At 42.8% G+C, this 14,593-nt stretch carries 28 protein-coding genes and 1 tRNA gene; 3 read left to right on the forward strand and 26 right to left on the reverse strand.

From position 1 onward, the window contains the following. Nucleotides 1-86: 86 nt before the first annotated feature. The 22 genes from H740_RS04210 to H740_RS11685 all read right to left on the reverse strand — a co-directional run bounded on the left by H740_RS04210 (nucleotide 87) and on the right by H740_RS11685 (nucleotide 10,095). Nucleotides 87-1,169: a tyrosine-type recombinase/integrase gene (locus tag H740_RS04210; protein ID WP_002951664.1), complete on the reverse strand. Its 1,083-nt coding sequence runs from the start codon at nucleotides 1,167-1,169 to the stop codon at nucleotides 87-89. Then, a complete protein-coding gene (locus tag H740_RS04215) occupies nucleotides 1,159-1,401 on the reverse strand; it encodes a hypothetical protein (protein WP_002951666.1) in 243 nt (80 codons plus the stop codon). The genes H740_RS04210 and H740_RS04215 overlap by 11 nt, the downstream gene beginning before the upstream one ends. Before the next feature lie 2 nt (nucleotides 1,402-1,403). Then, nucleotides 1,404-1,598 (reverse strand): hypothetical protein, encoded by a 195-nt coding sequence (locus H740_RS04220; RefSeq protein WP_002951669.1) that lies wholly within the window; start codon nucleotides 1,596-1,598, stop codon nucleotides 1,404-1,406. 1 nt (nucleotide 1,599) lies between these two features. Next, on the reverse strand, nucleotides 1,600-1,836 hold the full coding sequence (locus H740_RS04225) for a hypothetical protein (RefSeq protein WP_002951670.1): 237 nt from the start codon (nucleotides 1,834-1,836) through the stop codon (nucleotides 1,600-1,602). After that, nucleotides 1,833-2,138, reverse strand: coding sequence for a hypothetical protein (locus tag H740_RS04230; RefSeq protein ID WP_002951672.1), 306 nt, complete (start codon nucleotides 2,136-2,138; stop codon nucleotides 1,833-1,835). The genes H740_RS04225 and H740_RS04230 overlap by 4 nt, the downstream gene beginning before the upstream one ends. Before the next feature lie 9 nt (nucleotides 2,139-2,147). Beyond that, nucleotides 2,148-2,612, reverse strand: a complete 465-nt coding sequence (locus tag H740_RS04235) for a hypothetical protein (protein ID WP_002951674.1) — start codon at nucleotides 2,610-2,612, stop codon at nucleotides 2,148-2,150. Then, nucleotides 2,587-3,087 carry a hypothetical protein gene (locus H740_RS04240; protein ID WP_002951676.1) on the reverse strand — a complete coding sequence of 167 codons (501 nt, stop codon included), beginning with the start codon at nucleotides 3,085-3,087 and terminating at the stop codon, nucleotides 2,587-2,589. Before H740_RS04240 ends, H740_RS04235 begins: the two co-directional genes overlap by 26 nt. Nucleotides 3,088-3,096: 9 nt before the next feature. Then, on the reverse strand, nucleotides 3,097-3,297 hold the full coding sequence (locus H740_RS04245; protein ID WP_002951677.1) for a hypothetical protein: 201 nt from the start codon (nucleotides 3,295-3,297) through the stop codon (nucleotides 3,097-3,099). After that, a complete protein-coding gene (locus H740_RS04250; protein ID WP_002951679.1) occupies nucleotides 3,285-3,518 on the reverse strand; it encodes a hypothetical protein in 234 nt (77 codons plus the stop codon). Before H740_RS04250 ends, H740_RS04245 begins: the two co-directional genes overlap by 13 nt. After that, entirely contained in the window at nucleotides 3,515-4,081 is a 567-nt protein-coding gene (locus H740_RS04255; RefSeq protein WP_002951681.1) for a class I SAM-dependent methyltransferase, read from the reverse strand. The genes H740_RS04250 and H740_RS04255 overlap by 4 nt, the downstream gene beginning before the upstream one ends. A gap of 10 nt (nucleotides 4,082-4,091) precedes the next feature. Beyond that, nucleotides 4,092-4,547: a hypothetical protein gene (locus H740_RS04260; RefSeq protein WP_002951685.1), complete on the reverse strand. Its 456-nt coding sequence runs from the start codon at nucleotides 4,545-4,547 to the stop codon at nucleotides 4,092-4,094. Nucleotide 4,548: 1 nt separating this feature from the next. Beyond that, a complete protein-coding gene (locus tag H740_RS04265) occupies nucleotides 4,549-4,923 on the reverse strand; it encodes a hypothetical protein (RefSeq protein ID WP_002951688.1) in 375 nt (124 codons plus the stop codon). 16 nt (nucleotides 4,924-4,939) lie between these two features. Beyond that, nucleotides 4,940-5,593, reverse strand: a complete 654-nt coding sequence (locus tag H740_RS04270) for a recombinase RecT (RefSeq protein ID WP_002951690.1) — start codon at nucleotides 5,591-5,593, stop codon at nucleotides 4,940-4,942. 18 nt (nucleotides 5,594-5,611) lie between these two features. After that, nucleotides 5,612-6,373, reverse strand: a complete 762-nt coding sequence (locus H740_RS04275) for a PD-(D/E)XK nuclease-like domain-containing protein (RefSeq protein WP_002951691.1) — start codon at nucleotides 6,371-6,373, stop codon at nucleotides 5,612-5,614. After that, nucleotides 6,366-7,298 (reverse strand): DUF1351 domain-containing protein, encoded by a 933-nt coding sequence (locus H740_RS04280; protein WP_002951694.1) that lies wholly within the window; start codon nucleotides 7,296-7,298, stop codon nucleotides 6,366-6,368. Before H740_RS04280 ends, H740_RS04275 begins: the two co-directional genes overlap by 8 nt. Then, nucleotides 7,295-7,483 (reverse strand): hypothetical protein, encoded by a 189-nt coding sequence (locus H740_RS04285; protein WP_002951695.1) that lies wholly within the window; start codon nucleotides 7,481-7,483, stop codon nucleotides 7,295-7,297. The genes H740_RS04280 and H740_RS04285 overlap by 4 nt, the downstream gene beginning before the upstream one ends. 125 nt (nucleotides 7,484-7,608) lie before the next feature. After that, the gene (locus H740_RS04290) at nucleotides 7,609-7,830 is read right to left on the reverse strand and encodes a hypothetical protein (RefSeq protein WP_002951697.1); all 222 of its coding nucleotides are present in this window, start codon (nucleotides 7,828-7,830) and stop codon (nucleotides 7,609-7,611) included. Then, nucleotides 7,827-8,129, reverse strand: a complete 303-nt coding sequence (locus H740_RS04295; protein ID WP_002951699.1) for a hypothetical protein — start codon at nucleotides 8,127-8,129, stop codon at nucleotides 7,827-7,829. The genes H740_RS04290 and H740_RS04295 overlap by 4 nt, the downstream gene beginning before the upstream one ends. Before the next feature lie 3 nt (nucleotides 8,130-8,132). Further along, the gene (locus tag H740_RS04300) at nucleotides 8,133-8,789 is read right to left on the reverse strand and encodes a Rha family transcriptional regulator (RefSeq protein WP_002951700.1); all 657 of its coding nucleotides are present in this window, start codon (nucleotides 8,787-8,789) and stop codon (nucleotides 8,133-8,135) included. Nucleotides 8,790-8,923: 134 nt separating this feature from the next. Next, nucleotides 8,924-9,076 (reverse strand): toxin-antitoxin system HicB family antitoxin, encoded by a 153-nt coding sequence (locus H740_RS11490; protein WP_002951702.1) that lies wholly within the window; start codon nucleotides 9,074-9,076, stop codon nucleotides 8,924-8,926. Between the two features lie 196 nt (nucleotides 9,077-9,272). Next, nucleotides 9,273-9,905: a DUF3560 domain-containing protein gene (locus H740_RS04305; protein WP_002951704.1), complete on the reverse strand. Its 633-nt coding sequence runs from the start codon at nucleotides 9,903-9,905 to the stop codon at nucleotides 9,273-9,275. A gap of 107 nt (nucleotides 9,906-10,012) precedes the next feature. Beyond that, nucleotides 10,013-10,095 (reverse strand) — tRNA-Tyr (locus H740_RS11685). Between the two features lie 274 nt (nucleotides 10,096-10,369). On the opposite strand from H740_RS11685, the gene H740_RS04310 reads away from it, so the two are divergent. Further along, nucleotides 10,370-10,813: a hypothetical protein gene (locus tag H740_RS04310; protein WP_002951706.1), complete on the forward strand. Its 444-nt coding sequence runs from the start codon at nucleotides 10,370-10,372 to the stop codon at nucleotides 10,811-10,813. On the opposite strand, the gene H740_RS04315 is transcribed toward H740_RS04310, so the two are convergent. From H740_RS04315 to H740_RS04330, 4 genes are all read right to left on the reverse strand, one after another. After that, a complete protein-coding gene (locus H740_RS04315) occupies nucleotides 10,805-11,248 on the reverse strand; it encodes a thermonuclease family protein (RefSeq protein WP_002951715.1) in 444 nt (147 codons plus the stop codon). The genes H740_RS04310 and H740_RS04315 overlap by 9 nt on opposite strands. A 5-nt stretch (nucleotides 11,249-11,253) precedes the next feature. Then, the gene (locus tag H740_RS04320) at nucleotides 11,254-11,994 is read right to left on the reverse strand and encodes a hypothetical protein (protein WP_002951717.1); all 741 of its coding nucleotides are present in this window, start codon (nucleotides 11,992-11,994) and stop codon (nucleotides 11,254-11,256) included. Nucleotides 11,995-12,003: 9 nt separating this feature from the next. After that, nucleotides 12,004-12,795, reverse strand: coding sequence for a HipA family kinase (locus H740_RS04325; protein WP_002951718.1), 792 nt, complete (start codon nucleotides 12,793-12,795; stop codon nucleotides 12,004-12,006). A gap of 97 nt (nucleotides 12,796-12,892) precedes the next feature. Then, nucleotides 12,893-13,513: a S24 family peptidase gene (locus H740_RS04330; protein ID WP_002951719.1), complete on the reverse strand. Its 621-nt coding sequence runs from the start codon at nucleotides 13,511-13,513 to the stop codon at nucleotides 12,893-12,895. Nucleotides 13,514-13,841: 328 nt separating this feature from the next. Between H740_RS04330 and H740_RS04340 the strand changes: the two genes are divergently transcribed. Both H740_RS04340 and H740_RS04345 read left to right on the forward strand, forming a co-directional pair. Continuing rightward, entirely contained in the window at nucleotides 13,842-14,111 is a 270-nt protein-coding gene (locus H740_RS04340; protein ID WP_002951730.1) for a hypothetical protein, read from the forward strand. 113 nt (nucleotides 14,112-14,224) lie between these two features. Continuing rightward, nucleotides 14,225-14,593, forward strand: a 369-nt coding sequence (locus tag H740_RS04345; protein ID WP_002951732.1) for a hypothetical protein, incomplete at its 3' end; no start/stop codon positions are given.

Here is a 14,593-nt window from a genome sequence, read left to right on the forward strand (position 1 = left end):
GTTAAAATTTACTCCGTTGGAGTTTGAAACTTACGGTTTTCAAGCCTTAAGCCTCTAAAAATCGGCGTTTCAATCACTGCTGCTTTTTACTGTGCCCTGATTTGTGCCCTGATGTTAAAAAATACATTGTTGATGGAGCGTATTTTTTCAGGCGTGATCTCGGCTTTGTAGTAGTGCTTGTCGCTGATTTGGCTTGAGTGCCCTGCTAGCTCTGCGACCAAGTCTTTATTTATGCCAGAGTTTCTCAAAAGCGAAACAAACGTGTGTCGTGTCGCATACAGCGTTTTGTATTTGACCCCTATTCTTTCAAGCAAAGGCTTGAAATACATCCTTGTCAAGCTGCCACCCTCCTTGAACGGCTCGCCTTTTCTAGTCGGGAATAGCCACTCGCTTTTGCTATCGTAGCCCTTTAGCATATCAGCAAAATTTTCGGGTATTACGGCTATCCTATCGTGATTTTTTGTAGCCCCGCCAGTGCTTACTTCGCCTCTTACGATCGCGCGCCGCACAAAGATGATATTTCGCTCTAGGTCAATATCCTCCCATTTTAGGGCGATTAACTCGCCAGTGCGTAGCCCTGTTGCAAATGCTACGTGTAGAAATATACCAAACCATCCCGTAGCCGATCTTAAAATCTTGCTCATTTCGTCGATCGTGTAGGGCTCTTTTTTGTTGATTGTGACGCGGAAGTTATCGACCGATGCACAAGGGTTTTTCGGTATAATATCATTTAGCACGGCTTTATTAAGGGCGAAATTTAACAAAGTTTTCGCCCTGCGTACCGTAACTGTTGAATATTTTCTCAATAGCTCATTTTGCCATTTTTCAATATCGATAGGCCTTATGTCGGCCATATTGAATTTGCCAAAATATGGCGCAATAAGCCGCTTTGTCTTTGAAATATACTCGTTTTGGGCGGTTTCGCTTCGCTTGTGTTTGGACAGCTCCAGCATTTCAAGCAAAAATGCCTCAATGCTCAAACTAGCTTCTTTAGCTTTTTCTTTTTCGTCAATTTTTTGTAAAAGAACGCTCCAATAATTCCGCGCGACCCAGCGCAGGTTTTCGCTAGTCGCGCTTTTACCGGTAGAAAATCTGTATCGTTTTTTGTTTATTGTGCCAAAGACATAAATAATGCCGTTGCGCACTTTAAACCCGCCGCTATTTTTCATTATATCTCCTTAAAATTTTAAGGGCGGCAGTTTGAGACAGCATTATTTTACCATCTTGCAACCAAAATTCCACCTGCGGCTCTAAATTTGACTTGATGTATGCCGTGATCGTTTGGCGGCTCTTGCCTGAAACATCGCAAACGTAAGATAGCGGCACACATTTTGGCAGGAGCAAGGAAACAGTATTTTTCATCTCAAGGATTAGGCTTTTGAGTTCTAGAAATTCGCTCATCTCTACTCCTTGACTTGATTTATCGTGATGATCACGCGGTTAAGCTTGCCGTCGTCAAGCTTTTCTATCTCGCTCTTTATCCACTCGATCTTGGCGTGCCGTTTTGTTTCCTCGCTTGCCGCTTCATTGTGTTTTTTACAATGCTCGCAAAAGCTATCAATCGCCGCCTGCATTTTTTCTTTTTCGGGGCTACTCATTTCACTCTCCTATTTGCTCGTAAATCGGCATATTTCTCTCATCAAATTTGCCCGTCCACATACGTATCTTGTAGTTTTCTAGCGGCATCGGTAGAGATAGTATTGTGCTGCGTGCTTCGCTATAACCCCATAATATCGTGATGGTTCTTCTAGCAAAATTTATTTCCCAAGGCTCCACCTTTTCGCCGGTTCGCTTGTCGGTGATTATCATCTCTTCGGGTTTTATAGCAGGGTTCATTCTCTTTCCTTTATCCCAAACCCTAGCGCGTAAAGCGGGGCAATTTCTACGCTCTCGCCTACAAACGCCTGCGCCTGCGCTCTTGTCATCCTCGTTTGGCTAATATGCCAGCCGTCGGACATTTTGAATTCCCAATACCAAAGAGCGGTGTCGGTTTTGGGCTTGACGCGATATTCAAAATTACACCAATCCCAAAGCGGGTGTTTTATCTCGCCCCAATTACCCGCATCTTTGTCGCTTACCTCTATCGCTTCGCCATTGGCATAGGCTTGCATTACCGCTATCATTTCGTTAGTACTCATTTTTTATCCTTAAATATTTTCAATATAAAAATACGCTAGTCTTTGGCTATCCTCCGCCTCGTTACGATACTTTGTGTCATAGCTTTTATTTGCGATATACGCTATCTTTTCCTTATTTGTCGCGTAAAATTCGGCCAGTATCGGCGCCAGCCTTTGCCCCTTGCGCTCGTTCGGTGCAAAACGCAGATAGAGGAGGTCACAGGCTAGTTGCGGGGCAGTCGTGCTAAAATCATCTTTCCGCATACGGGATTTATTATCGAGCGCGTTGATTTGAGTGTCAATCCGCTTTCTAAACTCGCGGTAATGCTCAACGATCGGCGTCATCGCCTCGATCAGCTCGTCAATAAATTTGCTCGCTTTCTTATTGATGAATAGCCCCAGCTCCTCGGTGCTATCCATTTTTAAAAAAGAATACGCCATAACGAAAATGGCGGCATCTTTTAGCTCGCTAGTCGTCATTTTTGCACCTTTCATAATCCGCCTTATACCATTTCGCCACCGCTTCGGGGCTTTTGTCTTTGACCCATTTGCCGATACTTTCGTCATACTTGCCCGTGCGTGATGAAATTTCTTTGATAGTTTCTAGCATGCACAGATAGGGGTTGTAGCCTAGCCGTTCGATAGCCCTCCACATCTGGAGCACCAAAGAATTTAGGCTGCTTGCATTTATTATTATGTCTGTATCGTGCGGTAAAAGCATAGCGCTCCAAAGTTGAGGCATATTTAGCGAGGCAGGTTTTACAAACGGTTCACTCATTGCATTCATCGCAAACACTACAATATCGCAAAGGGCATCTACGCGCTCGTTATTGTTTTGTGCCCTGAAATATTCGGCTAGCTCCTCACATAGATTGCCCAGTAGCCCCGCGCGCTGGCTCTCAATGCTTAATCTGCGCTCGGCTTTCCACGCTTGGAGTAGCTCGTAAATTTCATTTAGTTGTTTTTGCATATTAGCTCCTTATGGATTGCCGATACGGCTTATTATACCGCGCAGTCGGCGATCTTTATACGTCATCGTCTTGGCATTTAGTGCCGCTTGCGCGCTTTCTTTGACTTTACGCAATATTTCCGCCGCACGAGACGGCAAGACTACTTTCTTACGCCGTAACCTTGCAATCTCCTCTTGCGCCGCTTTTAGTTGCTCCGCTAGATCGTCCATAACCGCCCCTTTAACGCCGCAAGGGCTCTTTCCTCGCCTAGCCGCTTGATTACGCTAGGGACTATTTGGCTCGCCCAATACTTATCAAGCTTGCGTCCGTAGTATTCAAACGCTTCCTTTTCGTTTAGCTTGACATGCTCGGGCAATGGGTCGCTTACCCACCGCCCGTTTTCCATACGCATTGTAGCCTTTTGCGCCATTACTGCTTCACCGTAGGTCATTTTCCTTTCCTTACTACGTCCTCGCTGTTGTCTATCCAATGTATGGTCGGCGCGCCTTTGTGCTTAGTGTCGAAAATATACCAAGCATATACCATCATTCCCGTTTCGTATTTGCCGTCTGGGCGTATCTGGGCGGAGAGTAAAGGGTAGCGCGCGAAAACATAAACTTTTTCTAAAATCTCACGCGAATAAATCTCGTCTAGCCGCTCTTTGCCGTGTAGATAATTTAGCGGTAGCAAAAAAGCAAATCTAGGCGCGATTTCGCAAGCTTTTAAAATAAATTCCTTGGCGAGGCTAAACGGCGGATTTGTGATAATCACATCAAATTTACGCGTTTCGGCTAGAAAATCTTTGCCGTCTAGCAGCAAATCGTAAGCCGTGACGTCCTCGTAGCCCGCCTCTTTTAAAATCGCCGTTATCGCACCCGCACCGCAAGCAGGCTCTAGTATGCGCCCACTAAATTTCTCTACTTCCAAAAGCCGCCGCGTAATAGCGTAGGGCGTTTGATAGAAGTCGCTTTTTGATCGGTGCTTGTTGGTGTTGCCGCTGAAGTTTTTACCCATAACTTGGCGCCTAATAAGGTATCGCGTCGTCGTCCGCATAATAGCTCGCGTCCTCGCTGCTAGCCGTAGGCACGTATGCGCTAGTGTTTGATTTAGGCGCGCTCCAAGTTACCTCAAACATCAGCCCGTTGTCCTCTTTGGGTTCAAACAATGCGACATATACTCGTTCGCCCGCTACTAGGGGTGTTTCGATATGCCCTTTAAAATAATTAACCTTGCCGTCTTTGCTGACGGCACTCCAGATCCCGCCGATAAATTGCCTGGAACCCTCCCAGCCTTTAGGTTTATATTGGGCGATTTTGTATATCGGGGCTTTTTGATTTCCCGCTAGTTCCTCGGGCGGGGTCACGATTAGCGAGCATTCGATAGGGCGCATAAACGGGATATTTATCATCCCGCCTATAAATTTTTGCTCTACGCCGTTTTGGTCTTTTACGGTTTTGTGTTTAAAATATCCTACGTTCATCTTATCTCCTTAAATTTTCCATTAACGCGTCAATGCTGTTCGGATCAGCTAGATATGCCTTAGCGTCATCAGGCGATACTCTTTCTAAAAGCTTTTCAGCCTCTGCTTCGCTCGCGCCTCTACTCATTAGCTCGCCTTGCAAAGCGTCAAGCGGCAAAACGTCCTCGTTCACGTCGATTTCTACTTCAACGGGCGCGGCTTCGATGTATTCGGCTTCGTCAACTGTCAACTTTTGGTTGACAGTTGAATTATTCGGTTTTTCCGAACTGCTCACGAGGTCGTTTAAATTTGCCGTCGCTTCTGTTTTGGGCTGTTCTTTGTAGGCCTCGTTTTCTGCATTTACCGCGCTCATCAGCATAAAATCGTCGGTTGGCAATTTTGAGGCGATGTATTTAATGGCTTTTTGCCTTATACATCTCCTCGCTCCAGTTCGTCCACGCCGAGAATTTGCCCGCCTTTACGGCCTGATTGGTATTTTTTAGCTGGTTTAGCTTCTTTGCACTGATAAAATCTCTGGTTACGCCGTTTTTATCTCTAGCCCACACCATAGCGCCAAGCAGATTTTCATTTATCCACGCGGCGTCTGTTTCGTTGCGGTCTTTTAGATTGGCTTCAAATATAAATTTTTTGCCGTTTTCATCGACCGTATATTCAAATTTATCGCACTCATAAACGAGCTCGGCGTCTATGTCGTAGCCTGCGCGCTTAGCCAAAATTCGCCAGCCGATATAACCTATTTGCAGTTGAGCTTTTTTGACGCCTCTTTCGGAAAAAGGCACGATGTAGGCTTGCTTTTGCTCTTTTACGATAGATAGCCCGACTTGCGCGATTTTAAGCGCGACGCTAAAGACCGATACGGGCTCGCACTCTAAAATGCTTTTATCCATACCAAGCAGGGTTAAATCGGTTACGAATTTATCCGCCTTGACTTTGCTGCCGCCGCTAAGGGCTACTATCTCGCTCATCTTTTGCTCGGCGAATTTCGCCATCAGATTGTTGAAATTCTTTGCCGGACTTTGGGGTTTAGTTTGTTGTAGTTGGTTCATTTTTTATCCTTTTCAAATTTAGGCTGTCTCACCCAGTTGCTCAATTCTCCAGTGCGGTAAATCCAACTCGTGGAATAGCACACTTTCATCGCTTGCATCATAACCTTTAATGTTTTCTAAAACTTCCGTATATTCAGCCCTGCCGTCCTCGATAAATCGCTGCGTAGCGTAGAACGCAAACGGTTTGCACGGACTCTCGTTGGGTATTACGAAAAATACGAAAAAATCAGCCTTAAACCCGGCGAGCCTTAGCGTGTCGGTATAAAACGCCGCCTGCAAGTGATAGCCTAGATCATAAGCTTCATTTCTAAATCGCGTCTCAGTAGTGCATTTAGATGTTTTTACGTCGTATATGATGCCCTGCTTTTTATCGTAAGCGTCCATTCTCACGCGTCTAATAAGGCCGTCGTCTTGCACAAAGAGGCTGTATTCGTTTATCGTATATTTCAAATACTTATCAAACATTACGTGTCCGTTGTTTATCATTACGCGGGATTTCTGCACGGCTAACGGGGTTAAATCGAATTTATCCTCGTTGTAGTCGGCGGGTTCAAGTAGTCCTTTATGCACCGCCGAGCCCAGCTCCAGCGCGGGGCTTGGCATACTCATAAGCTTTGCGCGCTTAAAATAAAGCTTCGGATCAGTGCGCGCGTCTCTTAGTCCGCTTGAGCTTATGCCGTCCAAGCTATGATACTCCTCGTTGCTGACGACTTTGGGCGAAATGAGCTTATTAAACGGGTATTTAAATTTAGGCTTTTCGCCCAAGTCTATTTCAAGCATTTAACACCTCGTTTTTACTTAGGTTAGTTATGCCCGCCGCGGCTAACATCTCTTTGATTTTGTCCGTTAGCTTGTCATGCGGAGCATTTGCCGGAGCTTTGACCTCAAACTCGGCGCGGATAGTGTAGATAGCCTTGCCGTTTTCGGCTTCGCGCGGCTTTTGCAAAACTTCGCGCTGCGCTTCGTAAAAAGCTTGCGGGTTTGCTTGTTCGGCTCTTGCGCGCTCGATAGCCTCTTGTTTTTCTCTTTCGGCTCGCGCTAGCAGTTCGGCCTCTCTTTGCGCAGCTCTTGCTTCCATCTCCGCTTTTTCTCTAGCCGCTCTTTCCTCTGCTTCTCGTCTAGCTTGCGCGGCTATTTCGGCATCGCGTGCGGCTTTTTCTTGCTCGGCTATCTTTGCCTGCAAGATTTCATTTTCAAGAGCTTGTATTTTTGCCTCTATCGCGTCTTTAGTAGCTTTTGCTAGAGTGCCGGCAGGCGTTACCGCGCTTAGTTTGATTAGATCGGCGATGTTGATGCGCTCGAAATTTAGCTCTTTTTCATCGCAAAGAGCTTTTGTATATTCTGTTATCCTTGCGGCGATTACTTCAAGCTTAGCGTTTTCAAAATTAGCCACGCCGTCTGCTATCTTTTGGCGACCGTCCGTGATGATGGCTTCGATCTCTTTTTTCTCGGCCTTTAGCTGATTTACGGGGGCTGAAATTTTATCTATGAAAAATTTATATCTCTCGCCAATCTCGGCTTTTACCTTATTAAAATTCGCCATCACCTTTTTTGCTTCGGGGATATTCTCCTCGGTTACATTGATTGAGTATTTCTCCACCTGCCTTTGGGCTTCGACTTTGATTTCCTCAAAGTTTGTTTTTAAAACTTGGCTGTCTGCCGTCTTTGCCTCGTAAGTTACGATTAGCTCCATACTTTCGTTCATTGGTTATCCTTTAGTTCGCTTATTATTTCTTCTTTTTTGGCTCGCGGCAACATCGATATTGCGTAAACAATATCTTCTTCGGCAAAATCACTCATTATTTTAGACAAATCATTCACGCTTAATTCGCTTATGACCTCGTTTAAGGCGACTTCTGCCGTCACTCTTAGCTTTGTTTCGTCGCGCATCTGTTATCCTTTTTTAAATGATTTTATCCGAGCTTCAAACTCGCGCATTGTTTTAATACTCTTTGTCTTTAGCCTGTCTTTGTTCTTTAAGTATTTTTTGTAGTTGATCATCATTTTGCTATCCTTTAAAATTTTAGTTCCGTTTCGATTTGGCCGTTTATTTCATCGGCGAGGTCGTCAAAGCTGATTAACTCCTCGTATTCACTCGCTAGTTTGTCCAGATGATCTCTAGCCGTAGCGATAATGTCCGCCACCTGATCGCTAAACTCTTTAAATTTAGCATCCCTTACCGCCTGCGCCTGCTCATTTTTCATTATGTCATAATCGACGTGGTCTGTCGCGCTCATTTTTTATCCTTTAACGTCGGTCTTTTGCGCAACGACCACCACTCTGATCCGTCGTATTCGTCGCGTTCTATCCAGTCGGGAGAGTTTTTAAACGTTATCCAGCCGTCCCACTCTTGCAAGCCAAACCCGCCGTCGTAAGACAGCCATTCGGCCGGTATTTCGCTCCAGTTTATCTCGCCCGAGCCGTAAAACTCGACTTTTTTATCTTCGTCGTATTCGTTTAGGCGGTGGAAATAGTATTCGTCTATCTCGCGCCCTACGATTATCTCGATCGTTTCATCTTTAAAATTCGCTGCCATTTTTTATCCTTTCAAAATTTCACTATGTTCCATAAAAAAGCGGTCGTCGTTTGCTACGTATGCCTCGACCGCGCCTATGGCCGTATAGACGTGCTCTAGCTGTTCTTTCGTCTGCTGTAACGCCCTAAACGTAACCAGCTCTTTATCTCGCTTTTCTTTTTCGATTTTTTGTAGTTTTTGTTTGTAGAAATCCCGCTCTTTTCTTGCGTGTTCTAGTAGTGTTTTTAAAGTTTTATATCTAGGTTCGCCGTTTTTAGGTTTAAGTTCGGCTAGTTCGGCTTTAAGCTTTACGATAAGGGCGTTGTGTTGAGAAATTTGGGATTTGTAGCCGTTAATTTGGCATTCTTGTAGCTTTTGCCTCATATCATAAAAGGCTTTGACGAGTATCTTTTTTGCTTCTCTAACTTTAGCCGTGTTTTTCATATACGTAAGTAGTAGCGTTGCTTGCTGTTCGTTTAGGCAATAAACTTTTCTGTATGTAAGCCCTAAGCCTGCTTTAACTTGTACGTTGTGAAAATTTAGCTCGCCGAATTCTCTTAAGTCGGCCTCGTAGGTTCTGATAAGTCGTTGGACTGATTGTTCGTTGTTATCGGTTAAAACCGAAACTTTGTCTTGCGTGGTGGCTGGGATGCCGTTGTAGTTTATGACTAAATCGTTCATAATCAATACCTTTCCAATGAAATATTATTGGAATTATATTGAAATAAAATTGATTTGTCAATACATTTGCATTACTTTCTTAATCTTTTCGCATTGATTTCGCATTTAAGCGGTCGGATATTAAATCCGAGCGCTTATTTTTGGGCTTCTCTAATAAACATAAACATCACGTATTGGTTTAACGATACCCCAGCCTCTTTTGCCAAGCTTTCCAACTTTTCTTTTAGTTCTAGCGGAATTTTGATTTGTAAATTGTAACTTCCGCTTGCTTCTTTTTCTTCTGCCATCTTATCTCCTTTGAAAAATTATAGCTCGGATAAAAACCGCTCTATTGAGCGTTGATTATACAAAATTTAACCTTTTAACCCCAAAAACCTAACATTTTTAATCACAAATTTACGCGGTCTAAGCCGCCTAAATAACCTAAAAAGCCGCATGGCCAATCCTTTCTCGGGCTAGAGATGACTAGCCCGCCGTTGAAGTTTAAGCCCATAAGATGCGGGCAGTTTCCAGTTTTTGCGTTAGCTCTTTTACGGCTTTTGTCGCGTAAGTCAAACTGTAACTATGCTCGCGCCTTATCGTGCCGTCTTTTAGCCCTTTTTGGCGCGCTTTGGCTTTTTCTAGCTGTGCCGTAAAATACTCTACGCTTTCAGGCATCGATAGGTTTATCTCCTCAGCTTTAGCCTCCCAATACCCGGCTTTACGCGCTCTTTCGTCGGCTATTTCTTGCTCTTTTATGCTATTGCCCATCCTATTCCAGTTGCGCTCAATTAGCGCTCTATGCCTATGCTCGCTGTGATGTCCGATCTTTATCGGCTCGGCTAGGCGTAAAAACTCCGCCCCTTCTTGACTTTTTTGATACCAGTCAAAGCTTTTCTTCTCGTGGGAAGCTTGTGAGTTTCTGTATTTTTCGGCTTTTCTTTCGGCGTAACTTGCATCCTCTAGCCTTACAATGGAGTAATAAAACTTGTCATTTTTTTCGGCTACTAGGTTATAAACCTCGCACTCTACTTCTTTGCCGTATTGCGTTTCAAGAGTTATAATCTCGCCTTTGTCGTGCTTTTCGTCGCACTCTGCCACCCACACGTTAGGGCAGTACTTTTTAAATTTGTTCATTGCTTTTCCTTTTTCAAAATATCCTAAAGCAAACCCCGCTAAGATGAATATTAGTATTTGCAAAACCTATCGACAAAGGAGTTGCGGGGCTTGATTTAAGATACGGTGGCGGACGGCAGGAGTCGAACCTGCGTTCCAAAATCTCGTTTTATGGACGTCCAAGATTTTATGCCACTTAACATACGTCCGCCATATAAAATTGCGTGGATTTTTCAAGCTCTGAATATGCCGTAAAGGCAAAACACGCGCGATCAGGGCTGATCTGGCTAGGGCAATATCGCTTCCCTAGTGCGCTAACCCGTAGCTTTAGGTTACGTAACCTCGGCGTGGGTCGCCTATCCTTGTTTGGATAATGAAAGTATAGCTACACTATCCTTAAAGTAAGGTTAATTAGACTAGTAAAACTATACTTTTAAAAATATTTTTTATGGTATAATTTCTATTAAATTTTTTAGGGGGATTACATGAAAAGGATATTAGCTTTATTATTGTTTGCAACACAAATAGCACTATTTGGAGCAGACAGTGATTTGACAAATAAAGAGCTTCACAGTGTACTTGAGAATATACAGGTAATATTGGGGGTTATTTTATTTTTTTTAATTTTAAAAATTTTATTTAAAAAGAAAACAACAAGTATAACAAATCAGGCAAATGGCAATAATAGCGGAGATTATATTTGCACTACTTGCCATTCAAGAACAGGTGCACATTTTAAAAGAAAGCATTCGATAGGATGGTTTTGGGTAATTTTTATATTTATTAGTATGGGATTGGGGTTGATTATTTATTTTCTAATAGGAAAAAAAGAAAACGTTTGTCCAGTGTGTGGAGCTAAAACTCTTGTGCCAATTAATACCCCAATAGGACAGCAAATATTAAAAAATAATACCAATAATTTATCTTAATTTCCTCCACTCCCACGGCGGGGTAGGCTCTTTGTCTCGCCACAAGCCCAGTCTTTGCTTTTTTGCTTGGCTCTCTTGCGCTGTATATTTCTTTGAAAACTTGCGATATGCCCACGCATAGCCGTTTTCTACCATTTGGGCGTTTATGTCTGCGCCGTTTAAATAGACCGTGCCGATTGTGCGCTTGTATCTATCTTTGCCGTTTTCATCGACTTCTACGACTTCGTCCGCTATCAAATTTGCCAAAAACTGCTTTGATTTTTTGCCGTAGGGTTGCTTGAGCTCGGGCGCGTCGATGCCGAATAGCCTTACTTTGATTTGCTGCTTGTTTTGCAATATCGTGATCGTGTCGCCGTCGTGGATGGAGATGACTTTGCCGGAGAGGGCAAAAAGAGGAGAGGCTACCCACAGGATAGCCACAAGAAATTTTAACAAGTGAATTAAGCCACGCCTAGCAACTTTTCTAGGCTATCATATATCTGATTTTCATTTGCAAACTGTATAGGATCATATCCTACTTTTAAAAGAGCATCTTTAAACATTGCCGTCTTGTTGGTAATTCTGAGCTCTGGTGTAGTAATGCCATATATGCCGCTAAAGTTAGGTATTTCTAATTGGCGGCTAAATGCTCGGCTAATGTCCTCTTTGTTCTCTATACTACCCAATATCGACGGGTATTCTTTATCTTTAATTATTAAGCTAAAATCAAACCCGTCTCTTTTTTTGACTTTTATGCTATTTCTAAAATCTCTATCCGCCAACTCTCTAACCGCCTCTTTGATATGCTCTTTATTTACACTTTGCGGCTTATCGCGCTTTGCGCCGAATTTGTAATAAACATAACGGTAAAATAGCTCGTTTAGCTCAGTGTCCAGCCCGTCAAAAGCGCGAAAAAGCTGCGTCTGGCCGAATCTAAAGTTATCAAAATACTCTTTTGATAGCGCTTGCTCCAGCTCTTTTTCGCTTGATACGCGCGATAATAGCGAATTTATGTAATTAACGGTATAGGTAAGTATCTTTTTATTTATGAAAGAGGCGGAGCTCATTTTTTTTATGAGGTCGTCGCCTATAAGTTCAAATTTAAAGGCGGTATCGCTAAATGCGACCACCCCGATATTTAAAAACTCAAGCGATAGTTTATCCATATACCAGTGGATTACCTTGTACTTTGCTAGTTCCATCTTATTTTCCTAAAAATCATAACAAGGGCAAGCCCCTTTAAACGTATCGGTCAATATACGCATAGCTATTATTTGCTTTATCTCGTCGGCATATCGCAAAACCTCCCACTCGCCGGGGCACTGTTCCAATATACCGTCTAGCATAGCTATTATAGTATTGTAATTCTTATTAAAATTTAATTTATTTTGGTCTTTAAAGATATAATATCTATCTTTAGTAACGTCTCCGGTCGTCCAATTCATATACATTTCGCCTATCTTTTCGCCGTTTTTGATTTTTTCATAAACCCTATGACTCAACAACGACAAGCCGAAATCAATAGGCGAGTATTTTTTTGTCTGCGGATCATAAAGGATATTGGCGTTATCTTGCGTCCTATCGGAATTCATCATAATATTGTCTATGTTGGCAATCCTTTTTATGACGCTTTTGGGTATCATGTCGACGTCCGAAAAACTAAATTTTTGAGCGCCGTCTATTTTTAAAATACCAATATTTGTTCCTAATGACCCATTGGCATTCAACTGGCTTTCTGCAGAAACTTTGCCACTGAATAACCGCAAAGACGACTCGTTAATAGCGATAAAAGCAATATTATACTTGTATATCCTAAGCCCCAGCTCTCGCATAAGCATAAAGGCTAAAAATTCATTAAAATTTGATATGTCCTTTTCGGCGTTCTGTTCGTGTCTAAATTTCAAAAGATAGATTTTGTTATCGCTAGCTCGCACCCATACGGGAGCAGTCGCCCCATAGTCGGCCGTTTCTAAGACGTCTTTTATCTCAAGCCGTTTTATCACTTATCATCCTTTATCCTTCCCTAAAACCTCTTTGAATTTATGGAGTAGCTACCGACGACACGTCCGAGAATTTCAATATTTAGATCCTCTGCGATTTTTATCGGCTCGTAGTCTTTTTGTCGCTTATTAGCGCAAAATATGGGCGTTTTTTAAATCTTTTGACTAGCAGCTCGTTGTCATATCTGCAAACGTATATCGCACCCTCTATCGCCTCTTGCCCGTCGTGGCAAAATACTACCAGGTCGCTTTCCATTATTGTCGGCTCCATTGAGTTGCCAAAGCAAGGGATTATGCCTATCCGCGCTTTTGGGCTAACATTAAACATTATGCGCAAATCCTCTGGCTTAAACGGTAGCATATCGGGATCGCCCAAATCGCCGTTTTCTGCCCCAAAGCCCGCCGAGACTACGCCGTCTTTAAAAAACGGAACGTATATGGTGTTTTTGTCGGCTTCATCTGCGGCTTCTATGTTTTGCACGGGGGCAATCTGGAATATGTCTTGTAGTATTAAATCATTTACCGGTATATCTAGCATCTCGCAAATCAATTTCGCTTTTGCGATCTCTGGCTTATTTTTTTCATCTGCAAACCAAAATTTAATCCCGCTTTCCGTTATGTCTTGACCTCGTTCGGTAAGCATTTCTGCCAATTTGGCATACGATATTTTCTTTTCCTTTAGCACCTTTTTTAAGAGGGGCTTGTTTAGCTTGTATTCCATAGCTATACCTCCAAATAGAAAATGTATAGTAATTATATCCTTTTTTTTAAATAATTTAATATAGTAATACTATACTATTAATAACTCTTTAAGAATAGTATAGCTATACTTACGTTATGACAACTAAAAAATTTACACAAATATTAAGAAAACATTACAACAAAGAGGTTTCCGTCAAAGGGATAAAGTATGGCTATTTTAGTCCTAAGAGAGAAAAAATAACAGCTATGTTTGTCGAGGACGGCATAAAGCCGACTTTTTGGGAGGAAGTAAAAAACGGCTGGTATAGGACTCAAAAGCTAAAAGAAAAATCTCAAAAGGCTAAAAAATGATAGCAGAAACAAGCGCAAGGGCATATCGCGCCATAAAGCCGTTTCTAAACGGCAAGCGCGCGCAGGTATATGAATGCTTTAAATTGCATCCAAACGGCGCGACGCGCCAAGAGATTTCGCGTGCGCTAGGAGAACCCATCAATAGCGTATGCGGTCGTGCAAACGAACTGATAAAGCGAGGCTATCTGGTGGTAGTCGGCACGAAAAAAGACGCCGTTACGGGGCATAGCGCGGAGATTTTAAAAGTAGTCGAGAGGGTGGCGTAATGAAGCTGCTAGCCTTGATTATTTGGGTTATTCTCGGCTTTTTGGCGGTTTGCCTTTTAGTGTCGGCTGTGTTTGCTTGGCTGACGGTTGAGAAATTTAAGAGGGGGTGAGGAATGATAAAAACTCACAGCGTAGATGTCGAGCTAGCAAAAAAAGTAGGCTTCGACGAGGCTAATGTGCTTGGTTTTGTAGCTTACTGGGTCAGAAACAATCGCGATAACGGGAAAAATTTTTATGATGGCAAATATTGGACATATAACTCAGCAGAGGCCCTTACAAACCAATTCCCGTATTGGACTAGACGCCAAATCTCAGGAATAATCGAGAAGCTTGAGAAAATCGGCGCGATCGTAAAAGGCAACTATAATAAAAATAAATTCGACAGAACGTCTTGGTATACGCTAACGGATGATTTTATGTATTTAATAGCTTCGGAAAACGAAAAAACGAATACGGAAATGGATGAAACAAATACGGAAATC

The sequence above is a fragment of the Campylobacter showae CC57C genome, assembly GCF_000344295.2.
GTDB lineage: Bacteria > Campylobacterota > Campylobacteria > Campylobacterales > Campylobacteraceae > Campylobacter_A > Campylobacter_A showae_B.

Excerpts from the sequence above, each read along its gene's own strand:
- H740_RS04210 (WP_002951664.1), bottom strand. The coding sequence starts at position 1,169 with ATGAAAAATAGCGGCGGGTTTAAAGTGCGCAACGGCATTATTTATGTC.
- H740_RS04215 (WP_002951666.1), bottom strand. The coding sequence starts at position 1,401 with ATGAGCGAATTTCTAGAACTCAAAAGCCTAATCCTTGAGATGAAAAAT.
- H740_RS04220 (WP_002951669.1), bottom strand. The coding sequence starts at position 1,598 with ATGAGTAGCCCCGAAAAAGAAAAAATGCAGGCGGCGATTGATAGCTTT.
- H740_RS04225 (WP_002951670.1), bottom strand. The coding sequence starts at position 1,836 with ATGAACCCTGCTATAAAACCCGAAGAGATGATAATCACCGACAAGCGA.
- H740_RS04230 (WP_002951672.1), bottom strand. The coding sequence starts at position 2,138 with ATGAGTACTAACGAAATGATAGCGGTAATGCAAGCCTATGCCAATGGC.
- H740_RS04235 (WP_002951674.1), bottom strand. The coding sequence starts at position 2,612 with ATGAAAGGTGCAAAAATGACGACTAGCGAGCTAAAAGATGCCGCCATT.
- H740_RS04240 (WP_002951676.1), bottom strand. The coding sequence starts at position 3,087 with ATGCAAAAACAACTAAATGAAATTTACGAGCTACTCCAAGCGTGGAAA.
- H740_RS04245 (WP_002951677.1), bottom strand. The coding sequence starts at position 3,297 with ATGGACGATCTAGCGGAGCAACTAAAAGCGGCGCAAGAGGAGATTGCA.
- H740_RS04250 (WP_002951679.1), bottom strand. The coding sequence starts at position 3,518 with ATGACCTACGGTGAAGCAGTAATGGCGCAAAAGGCTACAATGCGTATG.
- H740_RS04255 (WP_002951681.1), bottom strand. The coding sequence starts at position 4,081 with ATGGGTAAAAACTTCAGCGGCAACACCAACAAGCACCGATCAAAAAGC.
- H740_RS04260 (WP_002951685.1), bottom strand. The coding sequence starts at position 4,547 with ATGAACGTAGGATATTTTAAACACAAAACCGTAAAAGACCAAAACGGC.
- H740_RS04270 (WP_002951690.1), bottom strand. The coding sequence starts at position 5,593 with ATGAACCAACTACAACAAACTAAACCCCAAAGTCCGGCAAAGAATTTC.
- H740_RS04275 (WP_002951691.1), bottom strand. The coding sequence starts at position 6,373 with ATGCTTGAAATAGACTTGGGCGAAAAGCCTAAATTTAAATACCCGTTT.
- H740_RS04280 (WP_002951694.1), bottom strand. The coding sequence starts at position 7,298 with ATGAACGAAAGTATGGAGCTAATCGTAACTTACGAGGCAAAGACGGCA.
- H740_RS04285 (WP_002951695.1), bottom strand. The coding sequence starts at position 7,483 with ATGCGCGACGAAACAAAGCTAAGAGTGACGGCAGAAGTCGCCTTAAAC.
- H740_RS04290 (WP_002951697.1), bottom strand. The coding sequence starts at position 7,830 with ATGAGCGCGACAGACCACGTCGATTATGACATAATGAAAAATGAGCAG.
- H740_RS04295 (WP_002951699.1), bottom strand. The coding sequence starts at position 8,129 with ATGGCAGCGAATTTTAAAGATGAAACGATCGAGATAATCGTAGGGCGC.
- H740_RS04300 (WP_002951700.1), bottom strand. The coding sequence starts at position 8,789 with ATGAACGATTTAGTCATAAACTACAACGGCATCCCAGCCACCACGCAA.
- H740_RS11490 (WP_002951702.1), bottom strand. The coding sequence starts at position 9,076 with ATGGCAGAAGAAAAAGAAGCAAGCGGAAGTTACAATTTACAAATCAAA.
- H740_RS04305 (WP_002951704.1), bottom strand. The coding sequence starts at position 9,905 with ATGAACAAATTTAAAAAGTACTGCCCTAACGTGTGGGTGGCAGAGTGC.
- H740_RS04310 (WP_002951706.1), top strand. The coding sequence starts at position 10,370 with ATGAAAAGGATATTAGCTTTATTATTGTTTGCAACACAAATAGCACTA.
- H740_RS04320 (WP_002951717.1), bottom strand. The coding sequence starts at position 11,994 with ATGGAACTAGCAAAGTACAAGGTAATCCACTGGTATATGGATAAACTA.
- H740_RS04330 (WP_002951719.1), bottom strand. The coding sequence starts at position 13,513 with ATGGAATACAAGCTAAACAAGCCCCTCTTAAAAAAGGTGCTAAAGGAA.
- H740_RS04340 (WP_002951730.1), top strand. The coding sequence starts at position 13,842 with ATGATAGCAGAAACAAGCGCAAGGGCATATCGCGCCATAAAGCCGTTT.